This window comes from Rodentibacter rarus (assembly GCF_001998965.1).
Taxonomy (GTDB): Bacteria; Pseudomonadota; Gammaproteobacteria; order Enterobacterales; family Pasteurellaceae; genus Rodentibacter; species Rodentibacter rarus.
The window spans coordinates 21,630-38,154 of sequence record NZ_MLHJ01000009.1 but is presented as its reverse complement, the minus strand read 5'-3'; the positions used below and the strand labels follow the sequence as shown (position 1 = coordinate 38,154).

The window sequence follows — 16,525 nt, the reverse complement described above, 5'->3', positions numbered from 1 at the left end:
ATGATGAATAAGCCCTGAGGACGTTTTATTTTGGTAAAAAATTATGCGAATTTTATTAGTCGAAGATGATCGAATGATCGCAGATAGCCTGTCGGAAGGATTGAAAAATGCCTGTTATGCGGTAGATTGGGTCAACAATGGTAATACGGCGGAACAAGCATTGAGCGCACAATCCTATGATTTAGTGTTGTTGGATCTCGGTTTACCCGGGCAAGACGGTTTGCAAGTGCTACGCCATTTACGCCAAACTCAAAATCATACGCCGGTTCTTATTATCACCGCCCGAGATGATTTAGACAGTCGCCTTGCCGGCTTAGACGGTGGCGCTGACGATTATATGATTAAACCTTTTGATCTTGCTGAATTACTCGCCCGAATTCGTGCGGTGTTACGCCGACAAAGGGGACAAAGTACGCCATTATTGTCCAATGGTTCAATCACACTAAATCCAACGAATTATCAGGTTTCCGTTACCGAGCAAGCTGAACCTATCCTTTTAAGCAATAAAGAATTTGCTATTTTACAAGCGCTAATGAACCGCCCGGGGATAATTCACTCCCGTGCTGAATTAGAAGATAAAATTTATGCTTGGGGTGATGAAGTAGAAAGTAATGCCATTGATTTTTTAATTCATAGTCTGCGGAAAAAAATCGGCAAAGCACATATTAAAAATGTACGGGGTGTGGGCTGGTTAGTGGAAAAAAATGAACCGATTGGAAAATAAAGATGAGATATTCCCTGCAATTTCGCCTCATTTTGGCGTTGACAATTTTATTCACCCTTGTGGCATTAAGTGCCGGCGGGATGGCATTTTATAACACTTACCGAGAAACCAATAAGCTACAAGATGAGATGTTGGAACGCTTTTCCGGCTCTGTCAATTTATCGGAAAATCCTACCGCACTTTTACCGCCTAAAATGCTTGACGGGCGGGTTAGAGTCTATTTTGATCACAATCGCCCCGGCGCCCCTTCAACGGATTTTCCGGCACAAATGGCGGAGGGATTTCACAATTTGAAAAAAGAGGGAAAAAAATATCGCCGTATGCTCGCAGAGAATATGCCACAGGAAATGCGCCCCCATAAACATGAAAAAAATGCCGACCAATTCTACCGCACTTATGTACGTCATACGCCGGAAGGCAGAATTATCGTCATTCAAGATAACAGTTATCGGGAAGCCTTGGCATTCCGTAATGCTTGGAGCAGTGTGTTACCGTTACTCGTTTTGTTTCCGCTGGTGATTTTACTCACCATTGTGATTGTAAGATCAACCATGAAACCGGTGCAACGTTTATCAAAAAAAGTAGAACAACGACACGAACAAAATTTACAGCCCTTACCAACCCACCAGCTTCCCAGCGAAATCCGTGGATTTGTTATGGAAATCAATCGGTTATTGTCACGCACAAATGGTTTTATTCAGCAACAAAAACGTTTTATTGCCGATGCCTCACATGAATTGCGTAGCCCAATGACCGCACTTTCTTTACAAATAGAACAACTTTCTACCCAGAATTTGCCGACAGAAACAAAAACACAACTCAGTGCGGTAAAACAAGGTATTCAACGTAGTCGTCATTTATTGGAACAATTACTTTCTCTTGCCCGCCTGCAAAATCAAGGGGAAAAACCTTATCGTGAAATGGATATACAAACGATTTTCCGCCGTGTCATTGAAGATTTGCTCCCCCTCGCATTAGAAAAACAGCAAGACTTGGGTGTTGAGGGCGAGCAAGAAGTCACATTCTACGGTAATGAAACCGATTTTTACTTGCTAGTCAAAACCCTCACTGACAATGCCATTCGCTATACCCCCAAAGGGAGCCAAATCGACCTCAGCGCACAGACTACATCTGAAGGGATCCGGTTAAAAGTGGAAGATAACGGAAAAGGAATACCGGAAGAAGAACGACAATCTGTGTTAGCGCCGTTTTATCGTGTTCTCGGTTCAGACCAACAAGGCTCGGGACTGGGCTTGACCATTGCTATGGAAATTGTGAAACACTATGGGGGAAGTTTAACACTGAAAGACAGTGAGAAGTTTGAAAGCGGCTTGTTGGTGGAAGTGTGGTTGCCAAGGGGGAACTGACCACGATCCGAAGGTAACGTTTTCCCCTAGAAATAAAGAATTCTTAGGTTTTACCTAATACTCAATTTAGTATTCCCCGACTAATCAATTTAAATCTAAAGCCTATAATACGCCACATCAAAACAGTACGGTATAGCAAAAACATTGGAAAAAATAACCGCACTTTCGATTATTTACCTTGTTGTTTTTGATAACTTGCACTGAGTAAATCAAGAAAATTGACAACGGCTTGGCGTTGTTGGTGATCGAATTGTTGCCAGTGATAATCGTAACGGGCTTTGAGTTCATCATTAGTGAGCGTGGCTTTGCTGCAACAATCCAAGAAAAACCAGTTTAATGGGGTTTCTAAGGCTTGGGCTATCAACATTAAATGGCTGATATTAATTTTGTTATCACCCCGTTCATAACGAAGCAATTGTTGTTGTGAAATGCCGATCTTTTCGGAAAGTTGATCGGCGGTCAAGCCAACTTCTTTACGGCGCATTTGGATACGTTTTCCAATCAAATGATCGGCTTTAGAAGGGTTTAATTGAGCCATTATTGTTTCTTTTGCTTAAAATTTTCAGTTAATGAATTTTCAAGCAAATCAAGGTTCAACTGAATTTCATTAATTAAAACTTAATCTCATTAATTTTCATCTATTAAAAATTTAAATTTTTTTTGCTAAAATAATTCATCTATTAAAAATAGGTGTGATTTTTTCAATAAAAGAAATTAGGAGTCAAACATGCGTATTTTAGTTTTAGACGTACCACGCGAAGGGGTTACCCCGGCAGATTATGCCCCTCATTTGTTAAATGAAATCAAACATGGTTGGGCATTGATTAAATCTGATTTCATTCGTGAGATCTATATGCGCCAAGATCGACCGGGTGTTGCGGTTTTTGTTGAGGCAGGGAGTGTGGAAAAAGCCAAAGAAGTATGTGCCGAATTTCCATTAGCGAAAGCAGGTTTAATCGACTTTGATTATATTCCATTAGGCAACTACCTCTTTGTAGAGCAACTTTTTGCTGATGAACACAAAGCGTAATGAACAAAATTAAGGAAAGTAAAATGACAAAACCGATTTTATGTGTGGTAACCAGCACCACTGAAAAAGGCAATACCGGCATTCCGACAGGATTTTGGTTAAGCGAATTAACTCATCCGTTAAAAGTGATGGAAGAGGCGGGTTTCAAAACGGTTATCGCATCGATCAAAGGTGGGCAAGCCCCGATTGATAAAGATAGCCTTGATTTCACTGATCCTGTGAACAAATATTTCTGGGAAGAAACAGATTTAGAAAAACGCCTTGCCAACACACCAAGTGTGGCAGAATTGAATGGCGCCGATTATTCAGCGATCTTCTTCGCAGGCGGCCACGGAACCATGTGGGATTACCGTGAAAACCAAGATGCACAACGTTTAATTCGTGAAGTGTATGAAAGCAATGGTGTGGTTTCAGCGGTATGCCACGGTCCGGCGGCATTAGTAGATGCAAAATTAAGCAACGGTGAATACCTTGTGAAAGGTAAAAATGTGGCGGCATTTACGAATAAAGAAGAAGAGGAAGTGGGCGGTACAGCTATCGTGCCTTACTTGCTTGAAAGTGCATTGATCGAACATGGTGCAATCCATCATGAAGCCCCAAATTGGTCTGAAAACGTTTATGTAGATGGCCGCTTAGTCACCGGTCAAAACCCGGCTTCTGCACACAAAGTGGGCGTGGAAGTGGTTAAGGTTTTGAAAGGGTAAAATCTTATCCTCTCGCCCGCTTGTGGGAGAGAGACCAACGTAAAGTGCGTTTAGCACTTGCAGCCAGAGAGAGGGGAAGTTATATAAATTTCCCCCTCTCCCTCCGAAAATCCTTTGGATTTTCTCCCCCCTCTCCCGTAAACGGGTGAGGGGACAATTACTAGCGATCAAATCTACAAAAATTTTACAAATATGAACAATCTCAATCGTCGTCAATTTCTCACGCAAAGTGCGGTTGTTTTGGCGGGGGGATTTTTACCTCATATCAGCACAGCACAACCGATTGCTTTATCAAATCAACCTAAAAAAGTAGGTCATAAAATGAAACTAATTTGTGTCGAAGAACATATTTTAGATCCCAATATCGCCAAAGCCACTCTGCCACAAGTACTTCAACAAGTGCCCTATCTCATAGATTGGGGAAAACGGGTGAAAGATGGCAATAACCCCGATCACAGCCGACCTCAAATTGAGAAAAATGACTTAATTAACCCGAAAGGTATGGAATTTGATGTTAAACGCTTGGCGGATATGGATGCAGCGAATATTAATATGCAGGTGCTTTCTGTGGGCGGTTTTCCACAATTTGCCTCGCTTGAAATGCATCAACAGGTGAATAATCAATTAGCCGAAGCCATTAAAACGCACCCTAATCGTTTTGCGGCCATGGCAACATTGCCTTGGGCAGAACCGGAGCAAGCCGCTGCAGAATTGGAACGCTCGGTAAAAGGGTTAGGTTTATGCGGTGCTTTGCTAAATGGGTGACCTTCTGATGATTTTCTGGACAACCCACGTTATGAAAAATTGTTAGCGAAATTTGATGAGTTGAAGGTGCCGCTTTATCTTCACCCCGGTATTCCTGTGCCAGCTGTACAACAAGCCTATTACAGCGGTTTTGATGATGAGGTGACCGCTCGCCTTTCAATGTTTGGTTGGGGCTGGCACAATGAAGCGGGGATCCATTTATTGCGATTAATGTTATCCGGTGTATTTGATCGCTACCCGAATTTACAAGTGATCAGTGGACATTGGGGAGAAATGTTGCCGTTCTATCTTCATCGTTTAGATGACAGTCTGCCACAAGCCGCCACCGGTTTAAAACGAAGCCTGATCGACACTTTTAAACAACAGGTTTTTGTCAGCCCAAGTGGTATGCTGACCCAACCGCACTTCCGCTTTATTTATGATTTAGTCGGGGCTGAACGCATTTTATTTTCGATGGATTATCCCTACCAAACCCTTGATGGTGTGCGTGATTTTCTCGAAAACTTACCGATTTCACAGGAAGAGAAAGCATTAATTGCCCATAAAAATGCCGAGAAATTGTTTGGGATTAAGGCGTAAAATTTAAACATTGATAACTGGGTATAAAATAGGCAATTATTCGTTTTTTCCTAATAATGATTTTACTGCTAGCCGACTAATCAAAAAAATAAACACCGATATAATAGGCGAAGTAAACAAACGACAAGCGGTTTGGTTTTCAACATCTTTTGTAAAAACAACCGCACTTTTCAGATAATTCACCAATTAAAGAGGAAAACAAAATGAAACAATTACCAAAAATCGCATTAGGCACTTGGTCTTGGGGTGTTGGAGCATTTGGTGGTGATGCAGTGTTTGGCAACCATCTAACGGAAGCACAAATGAAAGCCGTGTTTGATGCGGCAATGGAAAATGGCTTGAATTTATGGGATACCGCTTATGCTTACGGTTTAGGCGATTCTGAAAAAGAGTTGGGTAAATTTATTCGCCAACAACCAAAAGGCAGTGTGATAGTTTCCACAAAATTCACCCCTAATCTTGCCGATGAAAACCAATCAGATCCCTTTATGTCGATGCTGGAGGGCAGCCTTGAGCGTTTAGGCGTGGAAGAGATTGATCTTTATTGGATACACAATTCATTAGATGTAGAACGTTGGTCGCCTTATTTAATTCCGGCTCTCAAAAGTGGAAAAGTGAAAGCAGTGGGGGTGTCAAATCATAGTTTGGAACAAGTAAAACGTGTTAATGAAATTCTCGGTGCGGAAGGTTTCAAGATCGAAGCGGTGCAAAATCACTTTAGTCTACTTTACCGCAATGCTATTGATGACGGTTTACTTGATTATTGCCAAGCGAACGGAATTACATTTTTTGCCTATATGGTGTTGGAACAAGGGGCATTAAGTGGTCGATATAATGTGGAAAATCCACTACCTGAAGGCTCAATGCGTGCCACCACCTACAATAAGGTGTTGCCACAATTGGCGAAATTAACGAATGCGATGGCGGAAATGGGCGAAGCACAAGGTGTGAGTGCAGCACAAATCGCATTAGCTTGGGCAATTCATAAAGGCACGTTACCCATTGTTGGGGCAACAAAAGTTCATCATGTGACCGATGCCGCTAAAGCCACACAAATTGCTCTCAGCCCTGAGCAAGTGGCAACGCTGGAGCAACTGGCAAAAGAAACGGGCGTAGATACCCGTGGTGGCTGGGAAGGCGAGGCATAATTGCAAAATTTGCCACATTGATAATATAAACTGATTTCTTTGTTTTATTTTCTGACAAATCTCCCCAAACCCTTCTTTGCTAAAGAGGAGGGCGGTTCTTTATAGAATAAAGATGAACCGGCTCATTGATATTTTTATGTATGAAAACTATAAAATGTAAATAAACCCTTAAAATAATCCCCTCTTTAGCAAAGAGGGGTAGGGGAGATTTGGCACTATCAATTTACGAAGAAATAAACATAATCATTATTTTGAGAGAAAAAACAATGAAAAAACTGACCGCACTTTTAGGACTTACTATGGCAATCACCGTAAATGCCACGCCAGTGATGAACATTTTTGAACTTGGCGTGAAAAAGGGGGCTGAAGCGCAATATAACGCTGTGGCCGAACACAATATCAGCACCTCAATTCAAAATGAAAAAGGGACATTGGCAATGTATTCGGTGAAATCGAAAACCGATCCCAATATGGCCTATATGGTGGAAATTTATGCAGATCAAAAGGCTTATGAAACCCACCGCACTTCGCCTCAATATCAGGCATTTTTAACAGCCTCACCCGAGATTTTAACGGATCACAAAAAACGTATTGCATTAGTTCCACAATTTTTAGGGGGTAAAAAAGTGGTACAAACGCCTGAAATGCGTACGAATTATGTACCTGTGGAAGTAAAACCTGAATATAACGAACAATTCAAAAAGATTGTTACCGCAGAAATGGCACAATCGCTAAAAGTGGAAGAGGGCGTGATTGCGATGTATGCCGCCACAGAGCAAGAAAATCCCAATAAATGGATTTTCTTTGAAATCTATGCGAATGATGCGGCTTATCAACATCATCGAGAAACGCCCCATTTTCAAGATTACCTGAAACAAACACAGAAGATGTTGAAAGAAAAAAGCTATGTGGAAATTCGCCCTGCGTTTTTGAGTAATCAAGGGAATTTGTATTTTAACCAACCCTAGCTTTCACAAAACAGAGAGGAGGAATGAAGTTCTCTGCTCTTATAGGGTAGCCTAAAATCCGCACGTTTTACGTGCGGATTGTTGTTTTTTGTGAGCCATGTCAAAGTTTTAATAAAAAGTATAAACCCCTTGTTTGTTTTATCATTTTTTGAGCGTATGATTTTCACCGCAGTATTTGGAGAAAAAGATGTCTGAAATTCAACAGTTTAATCAGCGTGATATTGAAATTCTTAATGAGGATGTCCTATATGAAGGCTTTTTCACGCTCAAGAAAATTCAATTTAAACATAAACTTTTTGCCGGGGGGGAAAGTGGTGTTGTAGAGCGTGAATTACTTATCAAAGGTGCAGCCGTTGCTGTGATTGCTTACGATCCGAGAGAAGATGCGGTGGTGTTGGTTGAGCAGGTTCGTATTGGGGCGGCTTATCATCCTGAACCAAACCGCTCTCCTTGGTTATTAGAGTTAATAGCCGGTATGGTGGAAAAAGGCGAACGACCGGAAGAGGTTGCCTTGCGAGAAAGTGAAGAAGAAGCAGGGGTGAGTGTCAAGCACCTCACTCATTGTCTTAGCGTGTGGGATAGTCCTGGTGGCGTGGTTGAACGGATTCATTTATTCGCAGGGGAAGTGGACAGTAAAAAAGCAAAAGGAATTCACGGTTTGGCTTGTGAAAATGAAGACATTCTCGTACACGTTGTAAAACGTGAACAAGCGTATCAATGGATGTGCGAAGGGAAAATTGATAATGGCATTGCAGTGATGGGTTTGCAATGGCTTCAATTAAATTATGCTCAGTTGCAACAACGTTGGCAGTAAGGTGAGGAGCCATCTATGAAGAATACGTTTGTCTATCAGACCGAAAATCCGATTGTGAAATTATTACAGATTACCGATCCCCACTTATTTAAAGATGAAAAAAACGAATTATTGGGGATTAATACTCAAGCCAGTTTTGCCCAAGTTTTGAAGGAAATTCAACAAGAAAACCGGGAGTTTGATGTGATATTGGCAACCGGTGATTTAGTGCAAGATAGCAGTGATGAAGGCTATCAGCGTTTTGTGAAAATGGTAAAACCTTTTGGATTGCCAGTCTTTTGGATACCCGGTAATCATGATTTCCAACCGAAAATGGTGGAAAATCTCAACCAACCGCCTATGGAGAGGGCAAAACATATTGTGTTGGGCGCACATTGGCAGGTTTTGTTGTTGGATAGTCAAGTTTACGGTGTACCTCATGGCGAATTGAGTCAATATCAACTGGATTTGTTGAAAACCACATTAAAAAAATATCCTGAACATCATACAATAATCGTGTTTCATCACCATGTATTGCCGACCAATTCTGCTTGGCTTGATCAACATAATTTGCGTAATTCCCACGATTTATTTGACGTGCTTTCTTCCTTTAAGAATGTAAAAGGGATTTTATACGGACATATTCATCAACAGGTGGATAGCTTTTGGCAAGGCTATCAAGTGATGGCAACGCCTTCAACCTGTATTCAGTTTAAAGCAGACAGCCAGCATTTTGCGCTTGATGAAGCACAGCCCGGTTGGCGGGAAATTGAATTACATTCAGATGGTACAATTGTGACGACTGTGAAACGAATCCGACAGACAGTGTTCTTACCAAATATGCAGGAAGAAGGGTATTAAGTATAGAAGATCAAATCTGATAAATCACAACAAACAGGGGGAATTTCCTACTTAGAATATGAGTGTCAAACTCAATCTAAATAAAGGGATACACTCCTGTTTTATTGTTCACGGTCCTTTAACTAAACACAAGATGGATTTACTCAATTTATCCGAAGAATTAGGGAATATATCTTAAGCTTGTAAAATCCCTCTTACAGTGTCAAACTCTCCCCACTTTTTAAAACTGTAAAAAAATAATGATAAAAAAACGAAAATACCAAGATCCCCATTACCAACAAGAATTAGCGAAATATGGTAATCCTATCCCAAGTCGGGAGCTTATTTTAAATGTCATTCGTGAAAATAATGCCCCAATGAATCGGGAAGAAATTTTGACCGCACTTTCTATTCGTGATGAGGAAAAAATAGAAGCGATGAGACGTCGTTTGCGAGCAATGGAAAATGACGGACAGCTTGTGTTTACGAAACGTAAACGTTATGCCTTGCCGGAAAAACTCGATCTGGTTAAGGGGTTGGTGATAGGTCATCGAGAAGGCTTTGGCTTCTTACAAGTTGAGGGGAAAAAAGAGGATTTATTTATTCCTAATCATCAGATGCAACGCGTGATGCACGGTGATTTTGTGTTAGCCCAGCCGGCCAATTTCGATCACCGTGGCCGCCGTGAAGTCCGTATTGTGCGAGTGTTGGAAAATCGTAAGAAACAGATTGTTGGGCGTTTTTTCTTAGAAAACGGCTTTGGTTATGTGGTGCCTGATGATAGCCGTATCGGGCGTGATATTCTTGTGCCAAATGAACACCGCAATGGTGCCCGTATGGGACAAGTGGTTGTGGTGGAGTTGCAACCACGCTCCGCAGCGTTCAGCCAGCCAATAGGGGTTATCACCGAAATTTTGGGTGATAATATGGCAAAGGGGATGGAAGTCGAAATTGCGCTGCGTAATCACGATATTCCTCATCAATTCCCGACTGCCGTGGAAAAATATGTTAAAAAATTCACTGAAGAAGTGCCGGAAGAGGCGAAAAAAGGTCGGGTGGATTTGCGTGATTTACCGCTTGTGACTATTGATGGTGAAGATGCCCGAGATTTTGATGATGCGGTGTATTGTGAAAAACAAGGTAAAGGCTGGAAACTTTGGGTGGCTATTGCCGATGTGAGCTATTATGTGCGTTTGCGTTCAGCACTGGATAACGAAGCTTATAACCGGGGAAATTCGGTCTATTTTCCAAACCGAGTGGTACCGATGTTGCCGGAAGTGTTATCGAACGGATTGTGTTCGCTTAACCCACAAGTGGATCGCCTATGTATGGTGTGCGAAATGCAAATTTCGGCTAAGGGAAAACTGACGAATTATCGTTTTTATGAGGCGGTGATGAATTCCCACGCCCGTTTAACCTACACCAAAGTAGCGAAAATATTAGAGGGGGATAAGGCGCTTCGTGAACGCTATCACGCACTTGTCCCTCACTTAGAATCACTTCATCATCTTTATCAGGCATTACTTTCTGCCCGTCATCAACGTGGGGCGATTGATTTTGAAACCATTGAAAGCAAATTTATCTTTAATGCCATGGGGCGTATTGAACGTATTGAGCCGGTAATCCGCAACGATGCCCATAAAATCATTGAAGAATGTATGATTTTAGCCAATATTGCGGCGGCAAATTTTATGGAAAAACATAAGGAACCGGCACTATATCGTATTCACGCCACACCAAGTGAAGAAAAGCTGACCTCATTCCGTGCTTTTCTCAGTGAGTTCGGCTTAACTTTAGAGGGGGGAATGAAACCGACCACGAAAGATTACGCTGCACTGTTAGAAAAAGTGAAACAACGACCGGATCACGAATTAATTCAAACAATGTTGCTCCGTTCCTTAAGCCAAGCAGTGTACAATGCAGACAATATCGGACATTTTGGTTTGGCATTGGAAGAGTACGCTCATTTTACCTCACCTATTCGCCGTTATCCTGATTTAACGCTCCATCGAAGTATTAAATATTTACTTGCTAAAGAACAAGGAGCAAAACGCAAAACTACTGACAGTGGTGGCTATCATTATTCTTTTGAGGAAATGGATCAGCTTGGCGATCATTGCTCAATGACAGAACGCCGTGCAGATGAAGCCACTCGTGAAGTGGCGGATTGGTTGAAATCCGAATATATGCAAGATCACGTTGGCAGTGAATTTAACGGGGTCATTTCTTCCGTCACCGGTTTTGGGCTGTTTGTGCGTTTAGATGAGCTATTCATTGACGGTTTAGTGCATATTTCAACGCTAGAAAACGATTACTATCAATTTGATGGAACAAAACAACGCTTAATTGGTGAAAATAGCGGAATGCAATATCGCTTGGGCGATAAAGTGCGTGTTCGTGTCGAAGCTGTTCATTTGCAACAGAAAATGATTGATTTCTCCCTGGTGGGGAGCGAACGTAAACCTCGCAGAGCAGGAAAAACCGCAAAAGCACGTGCAAAGAAAGTCTTTAAGGAATTGCCACTAAAAGCGACAAAAAAGCGTAAAAGTGCGGTTAAAAATAAAGAAGTTTTTCAAAAAAAAGAAAAAACGTAAATAATATCGCCCTAAAATTAAAAAGTAGAGAAAAATTATGTCAGAACAGATTTATGGTATTCACGCCGTCAATAGCATTTTAGCCCATACACCGGAGCGTTTAATTGAAGTGTTTGTATTAAAAGGCCGTGAAGATAAACGTTTGCAGCCTTTGTTGAATTCGCTTCACGCAATAGGGATTGGCGTGCAGTTTGTTAATCGTCAAACGTTGGATAAAAAAGCCAATGGCGAAGTGCATCAAGGCGTAATTGCCCGCATTCAGGCGGCAAAAGAACTCAACGAAAATGATCTTGATGTTATTCTTGCGGAAAAACAAAATCCTCTATTATTGGTGCTGGATGGCGTGACCGATCCCCATAATCTCGGGGCTTGTTTGCGTACTGCTGATGCGGCGGGGGTCAGCGCAGTGATTGTACCAAAAGATAAATCTGCACAACTCACCTCAGTGGCTCGCAAAGTGGCTTGTGGTGCGGCGGAAACGGTACCGCTTATTCGTGTTACCAATCTTTCCCGTACTCTTCGTGATTTACAACAAAATCACAATATTTGGGTGGTAGGTACCGCCGGTGAAGCCACAGAAACCCTTTACCAAAGCAAATTGACCGGTGCACTGGCTCTCGTGATGGGGGCTGAGGGCGAAGGCATGCGTCGTTTAACTCGTGAACATTGCGATCAGTTGATTAGTATCCCAATGGCAGGCTCGGTCTCATCCTTGAATGTATCAGTAGCAACTGGCGTATGCTTGTTTGAAATCGTACGTCAGCGTTTGAATGCATAAACAGAGATAAAAAAGAGGTAGCAGATAATTTATGCGCTACCTCTTTTTTTGTTTCAATGCAATTTATTTTAGTGATGTTTCAAACCAACTTTCTAAAATCAAACAGGCTGAAATGCCATCCACTTTACCCTTTTTTAATGCACGGAAACCGCCACGTTCAAAAATTTCACTTCGCGCTTCTGTTGTTGTAAGACGCTCATCTTGTAACACTACTTTCACACCAAACCGCCCGGTTAAACGATTAGCGAATTTTTTTGCCCGTAAGGTGAGATCCTGCTCTGTTCCGTCCATATTGAGTGGTAACCCAACCACAACTACATCCGGTTTCCATTCTTTTAAACATTTTTCAATGGCATCCCAGTTTGGGATGCCATCTTGTGCTTTAAATGCCGGTAAGGCTTGAGCAGTACCTGTGATACTTTGTCCCACGGCACAGCCAATACTTTTTGTGCCGAAATCAAAGGCAAGGGCGGTAATGCTCATTAACTATGCCCCACTTGTGCCGTGGCGAAATTGTGCATATTAATCCCTAATAATTGGCTTGCTGCAAGATAGCGCTCTTCATAAGGCGTATCAAATAAAATGGTATCGTTTGACGGCACAAGGAGCCACGCATTGTCTGCAATTTCTTGTTCCAATTGTCCAGCAGACCAGCCGGCACAACCCAATGCAACCAAATATTTTTCCGGTGCTTGTACAGAACCGAAGGTATCCACGACATCGGCAGAAGTCGTCAGGCTGAGAGCATCGGTGATTTTATAACTGTGCTGAAAATCGGAAAAAGTACTCGTATGCACAATAAAGCCACGTTCGGTATGCATTGGACCGCCTGCCACCACCATCGTATCATCAAAAGTGCGGTCATTTTTCATCATAAAATTCAGTTTGCTATAAAGCTCCGCAATGCTGAGATCGGTGGGTTGGTTAATCACCACGCCCATTGAGCCTTGTTCATTATGTTCACAAACAAAAACAACCGTATGGTGAAAATAATCCGTTAGATGTGGCATTGCAATTAAAAATTGTCCTTGTAAATCCATCATTCGCCTAAATCTCCAAAACAAATTTGTAGTGCGCTGATTGCGGCTAAAGATGCCGTTTCTGTACGCAATACACGCTTTCCTAATAACACTTCAGTAAAACCTTGCTGTTTCGTTTGGGCTATTTCCTGAGGCGATAATCCCCCCTCGGAGCCAATCAACAAACGCACCCCTTCTTTTGGAATGAGGGGCAAGGTTTTTATGGAATATTGGGCGCGAGGGTGTAAATTCAACTTTAATGCACCATCATTTTCCGCACACCAATCTTGTAATTTCATTAAGGGGCGAATTTGTGGGATCACATTTCTGCCACATTGTTCACAGGCGGCGATGGCGATTTTTTGCCATTGTTGAATTTTTTTATCCATACGCTCCCCGTCCAGTTTCACGCCACAGCGTTCCGACCAAAGCGGTGTAATGACATTCACGCCCAATTCAACAGATTTTTGAATGGTGAACTCCATACGCTCACCACGAGAAATCACCTGACCTAAATGAATGTTGAGGTTTGATTCTTTATCGACAAATTCACGCCCTAAAATTTCAACACTCACCGATTTTTTACCGGCGCTAATAATCCGAGCCGGATAAATATGATTACTGCCGTCAAAAAGCTCAATCTGTTCGCCTTCTGTCATGCGTAGCACCCGTCCAACGTGATTTGCCGCCTCATCGGAAAGGGAGCATTGAGAGAGGGTTTCGAGAGGTTGTGGATGATAAATTCGAGGTATACGCATAATGTGATGAAAAAATAAAAGAAAAGTGCGGTTGATTTTACCGCACTTTTTCCTGATTAGTCAGAAAGATTGTGGGGTAAATGTTCCAAAATAGCACTCCAATAGGTGGCGGAACGTAAATTATGTTTACGGATACAATTTACCACAGATTCTGCATCACCGATTTGGCAAATTTGTTGTAATTCTATATAAAACTGTTTGGTACACTTACGGTGTTCTTCATGGCTAAAAAATAACAACCCAATTTTTTGATATACCCCTTTTAAGCTATTGAAAATTAAACGATAAAAAGGCTTATTGGCTAATACGGTAAACTGACGAAAAATATGATAATCAAATTCCGTATAATCTTCTGCCGTATCACCTAATTCATTTAACGTATTAAATAGCAGGGCGGCTTGTTGGGGGGATTTTCTTACCGCCTCATAAATGTAAAATTCCGACATTTTACTGCGTAGCGATAACATATTATCGATAATCAAAGGGGCTGAATTTTGATCGAGCGTAATTAAGGTTTCGATAATACTTGGATTGGCGGTATCCCAAATATTGTTGATTTTAGTGGGTTTTCCGTGTTGAATGGTGAGCCATCCATCACGAGCCAAACGTTGCAACACTTCGCGTAACGTTGTGCGTGTTACGCCGATTTTCTCTGAAAGATCGCGTTCTGAAGGTAAATTAGTCCCGGCGGGGAACACATTCTCCCAAATACTTTTCACAATATATTCTTCGGCAAGTGCCGCCGGGCTTTGGGCTTTTAAAAGTGTATTGTCTGTATTCATAATCATTAAACGTTAGAAAAGCCTAACAAAATCAAAAAAAGACGATTTATCCAGCAAATCTTTATCTTCGGGTATTATCCTTTAAAGCACTCTATATTACAATGAGCACACTTTAAAGAACAGGAGTAATTTATGACTTACACACAGGCCTTAATGAAAAACTTTCTTGGCGCAAGCCCGGATTGGTATAAGCTCGCCATTATCATTTTTCTGATAGCCAACCCGATTATTTTCTTTTTTATCAGTCCTTTTCTTGCCGGTTGGGTTTTAGTAGCCGAATTTATTTTTACGCTCGCAATGGCATTAAAATGCTATCCGTTGCAACCGGGTGGGCTGCTTGCTATTGAAGCGGTTATCATCGGTATGACCAGTCCGGCGCACGTAAAGGCTGAAATTATGGCAAATTTTGAAGTCGTTTTATTGCTGATGTTTATGGTTGCCGGCATTTATTTTATGAAACAACTCTTGTTATTTGTGTTTACCCGATTGCTGATCGCCATTGAATCTAAGATTACCCTTTCTTTAGCTTTTTGCGTTAGTGCTGCATTTTTATCTGCATTTTTAGATGCGCTAACAGTCGTTGCAGTCATTATTAGTGTCGCTATGGGTTTTTATGGTGTCTATCACAAAGTCGCCTCAGGAAATAAATTAAATGATCTCGTTGACATCACCAATGATGATAAATTAGGTGATAACCGGACGACATTAGAACAGTTTCGTGCATTTTTAAGAAGTTTAATGATGCACGCAGGGGTTGGAACAGCACTCGGTGGTGTAATGACGATGGTGGGAGAACCCCAAAATTTAATTATTGCCGAACAAGCCAATTGGAACTTTATTGAGTTTTTCTTCCGTATGGCGCCGGTTACCCTACCTGTCTTAGCCTTCGGTTTACTCACTTGCTACTTAGTGGAAAAATTTAAGTTATTCGGCTATGGAGCCAAACTTCCTCGCAAAGTCTGGGCAGTATTGGCTCGTTTAGATCGTAACAATACGCAAAAAATGTCAAAGCAAGAAAAAATGAAGCTCTTTATCCAAGCGCTCATTGCGCTTTGGCTTGTGATTGGTTTGGCTTTCCATTTAGCGGCGGTAGGCTTGATCGGTTTAACCGTAATTGTCCTTGCTACCGCATTGACGGGCATTACAAACGAGCACGTTATTGGTAAAGCTTTCCAAGAATCCTTGCCATTTACGGCATTACTTGTGGTCTTTTTTACCGTGGTCGCAGTGATTATCGATCAAAAACTGTTCTCACCCATTATTCACTATGTCTTATCCGCCAGTGAAAGCACACAGCTCGTTTTATTCTATGTTTTTAACGGCTTGCTCTCTGCCATTTCCGACAACGTTTTCGTCGCAACGGTTTACATTAACGAAGTGAAAGCCGCACTCACTAACAGCGTGATTAGCCCACACCAATTTGAATTACTCGCAGTGGCAATCAACACCGGTACAAACTTGCCGTCTGTTGCCACACCAAACGGTCAAGCCGCTTTCTTATTTTTATTAACCTCATCGCTTGCACCATTAATCCGCCTTTCTTATGGCAGAATGGTTTACATGGCATTACCTTACACGATTGTGTTATCCTTAGTGGGCTTGTTTGCCATTGAATATATCTTACCGGCTGCTACCATCTGGTTGGCAAATTTAGGACTAATTCAGCCAATTTAAGG

The 16,525-nt window shown here is 41.7% G+C and carries 16 protein-coding genes and 1 pseudogene; 12 read left to right on the top strand and 5 right to left on the bottom strand.

Annotation, left to right across the window (positions count from 1 at the left end):
• Nucleotides 1-43 precede the first annotated feature (43 nt).
• Both BKK50_RS01245 and BKK50_RS01240 read left to right on the top strand, forming a co-directional pair.
• Nucleotides 44-724 carry a response regulator gene (locus BKK50_RS01245; RefSeq protein ID WP_077414565.1) on the top strand — a complete coding sequence of 227 codons (681 nt, stop codon included), beginning with the start codon at nucleotides 44-46 and terminating at the stop codon, nucleotides 722-724.
• A 2-nt stretch (nucleotides 725-726) separates the two neighbouring features.
• On the top strand, nucleotides 727-2,091 hold the full coding sequence (locus BKK50_RS01240) for a sensor histidine kinase (RefSeq protein WP_077414563.1): 1,365 nt from the start codon (nucleotides 727-729) through the stop codon (nucleotides 2,089-2,091).
• A gap of 169 nt (nucleotides 2,092-2,260) precedes the next feature.
• Here BKK50_RS01240 and BKK50_RS13020 read toward each other — a convergent pair whose 3' ends face one another.
• The gene (locus BKK50_RS13020) at nucleotides 2,261-2,629 is read right to left on the bottom strand and encodes a helix-turn-helix domain-containing protein (protein ID WP_077414561.1); all 369 of its coding nucleotides are present in this window, start codon (nucleotides 2,627-2,629) and stop codon (nucleotides 2,261-2,263) included.
• 189 nt (nucleotides 2,630-2,818) lie between these two features.
• Here BKK50_RS13020 and BKK50_RS01230 point away from each other — a divergent pair, with 189 nt between their 5' ends.
• The 9 genes and pseudogenes from BKK50_RS01230 (at nucleotide 2,819) to rlmB (ending at nucleotide 12,290) form a co-directional block, all read left to right on the top strand.
• Complete coding sequence (locus BKK50_RS01230; RefSeq protein WP_077414559.1) at nucleotides 2,819-3,121, top strand: superoxide dismutase; 303 nt, start codon at nucleotides 2,819-2,821, stop codon at nucleotides 3,119-3,121.
• Between the two features lie 23 nt (nucleotides 3,122-3,144).
• Nucleotides 3,145-3,825 (top strand): type 1 glutamine amidotransferase domain-containing protein, encoded by a 681-nt coding sequence (locus tag BKK50_RS01225; protein WP_077414557.1) that lies wholly within the window; start codon nucleotides 3,145-3,147, stop codon nucleotides 3,823-3,825.
• Nucleotides 3,826-4,017: 192 nt separating this feature from the next.
• Nucleotides 4,018-5,169 (top strand): annotated as a pseudogene (locus BKK50_RS13170) (amidohydrolase family protein).
• 203 nt (nucleotides 5,170-5,372) lie between these two features.
• Nucleotides 5,373-6,317, top strand: a complete 945-nt coding sequence (locus BKK50_RS01215; protein ID WP_077414555.1) for an aldo/keto reductase — start codon at nucleotides 5,373-5,375, stop codon at nucleotides 6,315-6,317.
• Nucleotides 6,318-6,583: 266 nt separating this feature from the next.
• A complete protein-coding gene (locus BKK50_RS01210) occupies nucleotides 6,584-7,285 on the top strand; it encodes a putative quinol monooxygenase (RefSeq protein WP_077414553.1) in 702 nt (233 codons plus the stop codon).
• A gap of 187 nt (nucleotides 7,286-7,472) precedes the next feature.
• Nucleotides 7,473-8,099 (top strand): ADP-ribose diphosphatase, encoded by a 627-nt coding sequence (gene nudF, locus BKK50_RS01205; RefSeq protein ID WP_077414551.1) that lies wholly within the window; start codon nucleotides 7,473-7,475, stop codon nucleotides 8,097-8,099.
• A gap of 15 nt (nucleotides 8,100-8,114) precedes the next feature.
• Complete coding sequence (gene cpdA, locus BKK50_RS01200; RefSeq protein ID WP_077414549.1) at nucleotides 8,115-8,939, top strand: 3',5'-cyclic-AMP phosphodiesterase; 825 nt, start codon at nucleotides 8,115-8,117, stop codon at nucleotides 8,937-8,939.
• Between the two features lie 239 nt (nucleotides 8,940-9,178).
• Nucleotides 9,179-11,512 (top strand): ribonuclease R, encoded by a 2,334-nt coding sequence (gene rnr / locus BKK50_RS01195; protein WP_077414547.1) that lies wholly within the window; start codon nucleotides 9,179-9,181, stop codon nucleotides 11,510-11,512.
• Between the two features lie 37 nt (nucleotides 11,513-11,549).
• Nucleotides 11,550-12,290: a 23S rRNA (guanosine(2251)-2'-O)-methyltransferase RlmB gene (gene rlmB / locus BKK50_RS01190; RefSeq protein WP_077414545.1), complete on the top strand. Its 741-nt coding sequence runs from the start codon at nucleotides 11,550-11,552 to the stop codon at nucleotides 12,288-12,290.
• A 63-nt stretch (nucleotides 12,291-12,353) separates the two neighbouring features.
• Here rlmB and ruvX read toward each other — a convergent pair whose 3' ends face one another.
• The 4 genes from ruvX to fadR are packed head-to-tail and all read right to left on the bottom strand — an operon-like array spanning nucleotide 12,354 to nucleotide 14,849.
• On the bottom strand, nucleotides 12,354-12,773 hold the full coding sequence (ruvX, locus tag BKK50_RS01185; protein WP_077414543.1) for a Holliday junction resolvase RuvX: 420 nt from the start codon (nucleotides 12,771-12,773) through the stop codon (nucleotides 12,354-12,356).
• Complete coding sequence (locus BKK50_RS01180) at nucleotides 12,773-13,333, bottom strand: YqgE/AlgH family protein (protein WP_077414541.1); 561 nt, start codon at nucleotides 13,331-13,333, stop codon at nucleotides 12,773-12,775. Before BKK50_RS01180 ends, ruvX begins: the two co-directional genes overlap by 1 nt.
• Nucleotides 13,330-14,067, bottom strand: coding sequence for a 16S rRNA (uracil(1498)-N(3))-methyltransferase (gene rsmE / locus BKK50_RS01175; RefSeq protein ID WP_077414539.1), 738 nt, complete (start codon nucleotides 14,065-14,067; stop codon nucleotides 13,330-13,332). The genes BKK50_RS01180 and rsmE overlap by 4 nt, the downstream gene beginning before the upstream one ends.
• A 56-nt stretch (nucleotides 14,068-14,123) precedes the next feature.
• The gene (gene fadR, locus BKK50_RS01170; protein ID WP_077414682.1) at nucleotides 14,124-14,849 is read right to left on the bottom strand and encodes a fatty acid metabolism transcriptional regulator FadR; all 726 of its coding nucleotides are present in this window, start codon (nucleotides 14,847-14,849) and stop codon (nucleotides 14,124-14,126) included.
• 132 nt (nucleotides 14,850-14,981) lie between these two features.
• Between fadR and nhaB the strand changes: the two genes are divergently transcribed.
• On the top strand, nucleotides 14,982-16,523 hold the full coding sequence (nhaB, locus tag BKK50_RS01165) for a Na(+)/H(+) antiporter NhaB (RefSeq protein ID WP_077414537.1): 1,542 nt from the start codon (nucleotides 14,982-14,984) through the stop codon (nucleotides 16,521-16,523).
• Nucleotides 16,524-16,525 lie beyond the last annotated feature (2 nt).

Bases quoted from the DNA above. Each gene is read 5' to 3' on its own strand.
- BKK50_RS01240 (WP_077414563.1), top strand. From the start codon at position 727: ATGAGATATTCCCTGCAATTTCGCCTCATTTTGGCGTTGACAATTTTA.
- rlmB (WP_077414545.1), top strand. From the start codon at position 11,550: ATGTCAGAACAGATTTATGGTATTCACGCCGTCAATAGCATTTTAGCC.
- nudF (WP_077414551.1), top strand. From the start codon at position 7,473: ATGTCTGAAATTCAACAGTTTAATCAGCGTGATATTGAAATTCTTAAT.
- rnr (WP_077414547.1), top strand. From the start codon at position 9,179: ATGATAAAAAAACGAAAATACCAAGATCCCCATTACCAACAAGAATTA.
- ruvX (WP_077414543.1), bottom strand. From the start codon at position 12,773: ATGAGCATTACCGCCCTTGCCTTTGATTTCGGCACAAAAAGTATTGGC.
- BKK50_RS01215 (WP_077414555.1), top strand. From the start codon at position 5,373: ATGAAACAATTACCAAAAATCGCATTAGGCACTTGGTCTTGGGGTGTT.
- rsmE (WP_077414539.1), bottom strand. From the start codon at position 14,067: ATGCGTATACCTCGAATTTATCATCCACAACCTCTCGAAACCCTCTCT.
- BKK50_RS13020 (WP_077414561.1), bottom strand. From the start codon at position 2,629: ATGGCTCAATTAAACCCTTCTAAAGCCGATCATTTGATTGGAAAACGT.
- BKK50_RS01230 (WP_077414559.1), top strand. From the start codon at position 2,819: ATGCGTATTTTAGTTTTAGACGTACCACGCGAAGGGGTTACCCCGGCA.
- BKK50_RS01245 (WP_077414565.1), top strand. From the start codon at position 44: ATGCGAATTTTATTAGTCGAAGATGATCGAATGATCGCAGATAGCCTG.
- BKK50_RS01225 (WP_077414557.1), top strand. From the start codon at position 3,145: ATGACAAAACCGATTTTATGTGTGGTAACCAGCACCACTGAAAAAGGC.
- nhaB (WP_077414537.1), top strand. From the start codon at position 14,982: ATGACTTACACACAGGCCTTAATGAAAAACTTTCTTGGCGCAAGCCCG.
- fadR (WP_077414682.1), bottom strand. From the start codon at position 14,849: ATGAATACAGACAATACACTTTTAAAAGCCCAAAGCCCGGCGGCACTT.
- BKK50_RS01180 (WP_077414541.1), bottom strand. From the start codon at position 13,333: ATGATGGATTTACAAGGACAATTTTTAATTGCAATGCCACATCTAACG.
- BKK50_RS01210 (WP_077414553.1), top strand. From the start codon at position 6,584: ATGAAAAAACTGACCGCACTTTTAGGACTTACTATGGCAATCACCGTA.
- cpdA (WP_077414549.1), top strand. From the start codon at position 8,115: ATGAAGAATACGTTTGTCTATCAGACCGAAAATCCGATTGTGAAATTA.